Origin of the sequence: Alishewanella sp. SMS8, assembly GCF_030737935.1 — a bacterium.
GTDB classification, from domain to species: domain Bacteria; phylum Pseudomonadota; class Gammaproteobacteria; order Enterobacterales; family Alteromonadaceae; genus Alishewanella; species Alishewanella maricola.
In genome coordinates this window covers 1-5,178 of record NZ_JAPJEA010000012.1, presented here as the reverse complement: position 1 = coordinate 5,178, position 5,178 = coordinate 1, and the positions used below count along the sequence as shown (strand labels likewise).

Here is a 5,178-nt window from a genome sequence, read left to right as displayed (position 1 = left end):
ACTATGACCACTCCTCCAATAAGAACATATGCAAATACTTTCAGAAACTTGACCATGCTAATCCATGCAGTTAACGCATTACTAATGGGCTGCCGCAGCGCAGCGTAGGCAGTCCCGTGGAGGCCAAGCTTTTTGTGGCCGGAACGAAATTTAGTAACTTGTTAGGTATTGTTTGAAACATAGCAGATGAACTTATTTTTGAACAATAGCCATATAAGGCAAGTAAACGCCGCAGCGGCACAGACGGCCTGAACTGCCGTAAAGTGGTTGCCATACGAACTTATGAAAAACACAATTGGCATCACCGTCAAAAAACCACCTAACCAATCATTATTCCTACGCCACAAAAACGGTAATACAAGAGCGGTATAAAGACCATAAGGAATACTTAAAAATAGTAAGAAGTAAATTGGTCTCTCAAAAAAACTCAAAACCAAAAAAATGACTATAAATATCGCCAAAAACCACGGTGAATAACCAATCGTTTGGATGAATTCTTTTTTACTAGATGACTGCATTATACTTACCTAACGCTGCTGTAACCTGCCCAAATTATGGAGAAGTTTTGTGCGAAAATGCGCGCAGCGTATTGCACAAAATCGCGTAGTAATTTGGGTCAGGTTTACAGCCTTGTTATGCATTTAAATACCCATTAAACCGACGAACCATTTTGGCCATTCAAAGCCGAAATATATAGACCCCAGTAATGAAAAAGCAATTGGCCTGATATCTTTGAGCCAAAGCGCAGCGAGTAAACCTACAAGACTAACCCAGCCCCAAGGCATAGCCACTGAAAGTAACAAGCCAAATGGCAATAAAATCACCATGCCGACGAGATCATTTATGGGCTGCCACTCTACGTTTGGCTCTGGAAGATAGGTATAATCCCAGTAAAACATTGATGCTAAAGATGCCAGCACTGAAAATATCAGACCGCTGACAAGCCAAACGAAAGCAATTTTTTTCCTACTTGCGCTAAATTTCATCGGTTACTTTTGCATAACGCCCAAATAATGGGCAAATGTTCGTTGGCTAAAATTGGAGCGCAGCGACAAAGCCAACGGTTATTTGTCCCTGTTTATTTGCTTGTTAGAAATACTTATAACCACCAAAACCAAAGAACAAACAAAATACAACAATAATCCAGAATATAATCTCTTGTACTTTATAAAATATTTTATTTGTATTTAATAGCGGCAATGTCCACAACAAAAAATAACTAATAAAAGTTCCTAGAGCTATAGAGTAAAAAAACAAGTTATCTACAAGTAAAAAATGGCACTTAGGTAAATACACCAATAACAAGCTAGGAAGAGCAAAACCAAATGCAAAAATTAACCAAATGAGTGAATGTGTTCCAATGCTTGTATTACATTGAGGACACCTCAACGTTTTTTTAATACCTCCATTATTTATCACATCCCAATACTTTATTTTATTGAAACCACATTCTGGACATTTCATAGTATTTCTAACGCCCAAATTTAGCGCGGAAAGCCGCGCAGCGGGTTGACGTCGCAGCCAGCGCTTTTTGCTGGCGATAAAATTTGTTTGTTATACGTATTTAACGACTCTCTCTCTGCTGACTCAGCGATAATCGGTTTGTTGAACTGAATACGGGGACGCTTTCATCGTCTTTAGAAAGAAAAGCATCAACCTCAACTGTTAAAAAAGCGCGAGGTATAATTTCAATTATGCCTTCCTCACCCAAATTAGCAGACATCAAAACTTCATTTCCAAAGGCTAAAAAACTGCTGTCATGATCCCTTAAATTACCATCGATATAAAGCTTCATACCATGAAACCAAGTGTTAACAACTTTGATTGAATGGCCTTTTACTTTAAAGCTCCATGTTTTTCTCATCGATTACTCCATAAATCTGAAAACGTATAACGCAAAGCACACGGGTGACGACCGCGTAGCGGTTGGCATCCCAGCGGCCGCAGGCCGCGAGTGATGCGCCTTGTTAGCAGCTTGAATTAAAACCCGCGCGGCACTGCCGCACTGGCGAAGCTGAACAAATGCACCACTGTGCAAATTTAAAAACTTAACCAGCCAACAGCGATACAACGAGCAGGCTGGAACCTGTAAAACAATTAAGCGAAGCCGCAAAGAACAACGCTTCCGCCGCCACCGTTTGCGACTAACCCGCAAACTGGCGAACTTTAACTTTTGGCGTTACCGCTAAGAAAACGAAACGCGAGCAATGCCGAATAAAACTACAGACTGAAACCCTTAAAACCCGAACACCTGCTAACGCCGCCAGCAGCGGCCGAGTGAAACGAGGTCCAGCGAACAAAGTGAGCGATGCTGACTGGCCTTGTTATGTTGCATTTAAAATGGACTCGTACTTAGTTAGATGCTTGTCACCCATCAATTTAGAAGCGCTAATTAAATGCATCCAAAACTTCGTAGATGGGCTTGGGTTATCTTCGATTACCCCATCTAGCTCTTCCATTGCCAAAAGCAGCTCATTTGCATTGATATAGTCCAAGAAATCCCCTTTTCTATATCCATTATCAGATTCTATAGTATTGCTTGGTAGTAATTCGAAAGCTGCCATCAATTCAGCCTCGATAAGACGCCATCTTTCAGCTAGCTCCATGATTCACCTTGCAACATAACGCAGCCAGCAGCGGCCGAAAAACCGCACAGCGGGTTTGAGGTCCAGCGACCAAAGGAAGCGTTGCTGACTGGCCTTGTTAAATTCAATTAGCTCTGTAGCACTTTCTTTGCAGGCTGAGTAACTATCAAGTAAATGATATACCCAAGTATCGGAAAAAATACGACTGCTAAAGACCAACCAAACTTTGCACCACCGTGTGAACGGCTTGACAGAATTACATGAATCAATGGCAAAACCATTATGAGTAACAAATGCCAAATACTTATCCCACCCATCATAAATTTAATCCTTTAATTAATTTGAACATTAAAATCTTTCTCAAGACCACTCTGAATTTAACGCCCATTTAAGGGGCTGATAACTGTTTGCTAAAATGTGAAGCGAAGCGAAACCGAGCAAACTGTTAGCAGTCCCGCTTTAAATTCTTGTTAGGTGTTTAGTCACTAAAACTAAACAAATTACTCTTTTTTATTAGAGGTTTAAGAGTTTCAACTGCACCATTATTTTTATGATAAAGGATATAAGTGAAATCCCACGTTTCTGCTAATACTGCATTTAACGAAGGAATAATAATAGTCGTGAAATTCATTTGCCCTCTATTCATATCTTCTTCGTAGGTGGGCAAATATTTATCCAGGTCTTCAAGTTTATCAATGGTCTCGTTTTCTAAATTAACCGCGTACAATTCATATTCTGAATGTAGCAACCTCACTAATTGATTAAACCTATTCCATTCAGATTCTGTTACTTCATATAGCTTGTAACACTCTTCTCGACCGAGTCAACCACCCCATAAGGAAATGAACTCCTTAGAAAACTCTTCCTTTACTTCCCAATCATCAAAATACTCAGAGATCACAGAAACACCTAACGCCCGCCACACACGCGAGCAACTTGTTGCGAGTCGAGCGCCGAAGGCGCGTTGTGCTGGCGTTTGTTAGGCATGATTATGAAATTGTGTCGTGCCATTTCGTTGCGTACCAGTTTTGTAATTTTTGAGCAAACTCTTGTCTCTGAATTGAAGCCGAAACGGTATCCGACATCCCTATGTATTCGATCTCAACAAAGGCAAGATACTTTATGATTTCATCCGCACTTGCGTCAGCCTCAAGTAACCGGAGTGTTGGACCCAGATATGAATCGTATTCATCCCTTGGCCATTCATCTTGCGACATGACACCGATCGGATCCCATTCGCACCATAAATCCCTCATCTCACTCCAACGCTGCCGCGACAATTCTTTTGTGAGTCTCACTTTTGCTCCGACAGCTGCCTAACGCCTTGCTAATTGGTTGCCGCAGCGCAGCGTAGGCAATCCAGTGGAGGCCACGCTTTTTGTGGCCGGAACGAAATTAAGCAATTTGTTATACAGACCAAAATCCAATTCCTATTTTCTTTTTAAGTAGTTGTCGATATTTTTATTCACATCGCCATTCTGCAACTTGTGAGCTAGAGCAACTTTTTGCTCACTCTGTTTTGCGTCATATGTCTTTTTGGCCTTCAAATATAATTTCTCTTCTCTGTTGTACAGAATGTTAGGCAATATCCAGTGTTGTAGTGCCGCTACAAAAGCAAATGACAATATGAAGATAGAGTTGTAATTGGGGTACTTCAAAGCCAAGCCGAATACCCCTAGCAAATACAGCATGCATACGGCTATTAAGATCGCTTGTTTATAAATAAACGATGGTGGTTTTGTCGGCTCGATCATATTAAGTCCGTATAACGCTTTAAACAGCGGAAAACGCGAGCGTTTTGGCGCAGCCAGCGAGTGGTTTTCCGATGATTTAACTTGTTATACGTGTCTTTATTTAACCTTGAAAGCATAAGCGCAAATAAGCACCCCAATACCGAAAAATGCACCACTGATGTTACTAATAATAAATAACCCATTTTCACTATCAAATACTTGTAGACCATAAACTGTGAGCGGTATTGCAACTAAGGAATTTATTAACATAACCAGCAATCCGAACAAAAAATATTTTTTGGAAAGTCCTGAAGACTTTGAAGCAACAAAGGCTGCAACAAGGATAAACCCAATTGTGGTGATATTGATCAGTAAAGCAGTATTTAAAACTTCCATGATTCCCTAATTCATCCCAAAAACGTATAACGCCCGCCACACACGCGAGCAACTTGTTGCGAGTCGAGCGCCAAAGGCGCGTTGTGCTGGCGTTTGTTATAAGCATCACCTAACAATTCTTTTGGGCTCCTCTAAAAACCACATAATGAATGTACATTTTTTACAAATAAGAACTGACGCACTTCTATTTGCCCAATCTAAATTTATAAATGTCAGACCTGCGGTATTTAATTGCGCTTCTCCAGTTTCAAAATGCTGATGTCCGCAATGGATGCACTTCGCGTTTACACCATTGACTGTATATTGGTCAACTTTTAAAGCTGCCGCAGCTCCCTTTAAACCTTTACCGAGAGTCTTCAAGAATGACATCAGTACTCCTCTAGCTTATAACGCAAAGCACATGGGTGACGACCGCATCGCGGTTGGCATCCCAGCGACCGAAGGGAGCGAATGGTGCGCCTTGT

General features: G+C 41.0%; 9 protein-coding genes. All 9 read right to left on the bottom strand.

Annotated elements, in window-relative coordinates:
• Positions 1-161 precede the first annotated feature (161 nt).
• The 9 genes from ORJ01_RS16095 to ORJ01_RS16060 all read right to left on the bottom strand — a co-directional run bounded on the left by ORJ01_RS16095 (position 162) and on the right by ORJ01_RS16060 (position 5,083).
• Positions 162-518 carry a hypothetical protein gene (locus ORJ01_RS16095; RefSeq protein ID WP_306178891.1) on the bottom strand — a complete coding sequence of 119 codons (357 nt, stop codon included), beginning with the start codon at positions 516-518 and terminating at the stop codon, positions 162-164.
• 123 nt (positions 519-641) lie between these two features.
• On the bottom strand, positions 642-986 hold the full coding sequence (locus ORJ01_RS16090; protein WP_306178890.1) for a hypothetical protein: 345 nt from the start codon (positions 984-986) through the stop codon (positions 642-644).
• A gap of 578 nt (positions 987-1,564) precedes the next feature.
• Positions 1,565-1,864, bottom strand: coding sequence for a hypothetical protein (locus ORJ01_RS16085; protein WP_306178889.1), 300 nt, complete (start codon positions 1,862-1,864; stop codon positions 1,565-1,567).
• A 460-nt stretch (positions 1,865-2,324) separates the two neighbouring features.
• Positions 2,325-2,606 (bottom strand): hypothetical protein, encoded by a 282-nt coding sequence (locus ORJ01_RS16080; RefSeq protein ID WP_306178888.1) that lies wholly within the window; start codon positions 2,604-2,606, stop codon positions 2,325-2,327.
• A 107-nt stretch (positions 2,607-2,713) separates the two neighbouring features.
• Positions 2,714-2,866, bottom strand: a complete 153-nt coding sequence (locus ORJ01_RS16240) for a PLDc N-terminal domain-containing protein (RefSeq protein WP_371930789.1) — start codon at positions 2,864-2,866, stop codon at positions 2,714-2,716.
• Between the two features lie 708 nt (positions 2,867-3,574).
• Positions 3,575-3,883 (bottom strand): hypothetical protein, encoded by a 309-nt coding sequence (locus ORJ01_RS16075; protein ID WP_306178886.1) that lies wholly within the window; start codon positions 3,881-3,883, stop codon positions 3,575-3,577.
• A 132-nt stretch (positions 3,884-4,015) separates the two neighbouring features.
• Positions 4,016-4,339, bottom strand: coding sequence for a hypothetical protein (locus ORJ01_RS16070; RefSeq protein ID WP_306178885.1), 324 nt, complete (start codon positions 4,337-4,339; stop codon positions 4,016-4,018).
• A gap of 96 nt (positions 4,340-4,435) precedes the next feature.
• Positions 4,436-4,714, bottom strand: coding sequence for a hypothetical protein (locus ORJ01_RS16065; RefSeq protein ID WP_306178884.1), 279 nt, complete (start codon positions 4,712-4,714; stop codon positions 4,436-4,438).
• A gap of 105 nt (positions 4,715-4,819) precedes the next feature.
• Entirely contained in the window at positions 4,820-5,083 is a 264-nt protein-coding gene (locus ORJ01_RS16060; RefSeq protein WP_306178883.1) for a zinc ribbon domain-containing protein, read from the bottom strand.
• Positions 5,084-5,178: the final 95 nt, after the last annotated feature.

Bases quoted from the DNA above. Each gene is read 5' to 3' on its own strand.
- ORJ01_RS16085 (WP_306178889.1), bottom strand. From the start codon at position 1,864: ATGAGAAAAACATGGAGCTTTAAAGTAAAAGGCCATTCAATCAAAGTT.
- ORJ01_RS16070 (WP_306178885.1), bottom strand. From the start codon at position 4,339: ATGATCGAGCCGACAAAACCACCATCGTTTATTTATAAACAAGCGATC.
- ORJ01_RS16060 (WP_306178883.1), bottom strand. From the start codon at position 5,083: ATGTCATTCTTGAAGACTCTCGGTAAAGGTTTAAAGGGAGCTGCGGCA.
- ORJ01_RS16095 (WP_306178891.1), bottom strand. From the start codon at position 518: ATGCAGTCATCTAGTAAAAAAGAATTCATCCAAACGATTGGTTATTCA.
- ORJ01_RS16080 (WP_306178888.1), bottom strand. From the start codon at position 2,606: ATGGAGCTAGCTGAAAGATGGCGTCTTATCGAGGCTGAATTGATGGCA.
- ORJ01_RS16240 (WP_371930789.1), bottom strand. From the start codon at position 2,866: ATGGTTTTGCCATTGATTCATGTAATTCTGTCAAGCCGTTCACACGGT.
- ORJ01_RS16065 (WP_306178884.1), bottom strand. From the start codon at position 4,714: ATGGAAGTTTTAAATACTGCTTTACTGATCAATATCACCACAATTGGG.
- ORJ01_RS16090 (WP_306178890.1), bottom strand. From the start codon at position 986: ATGAAATTTAGCGCAAGTAGGAAAAAAATTGCTTTCGTTTGGCTTGTC.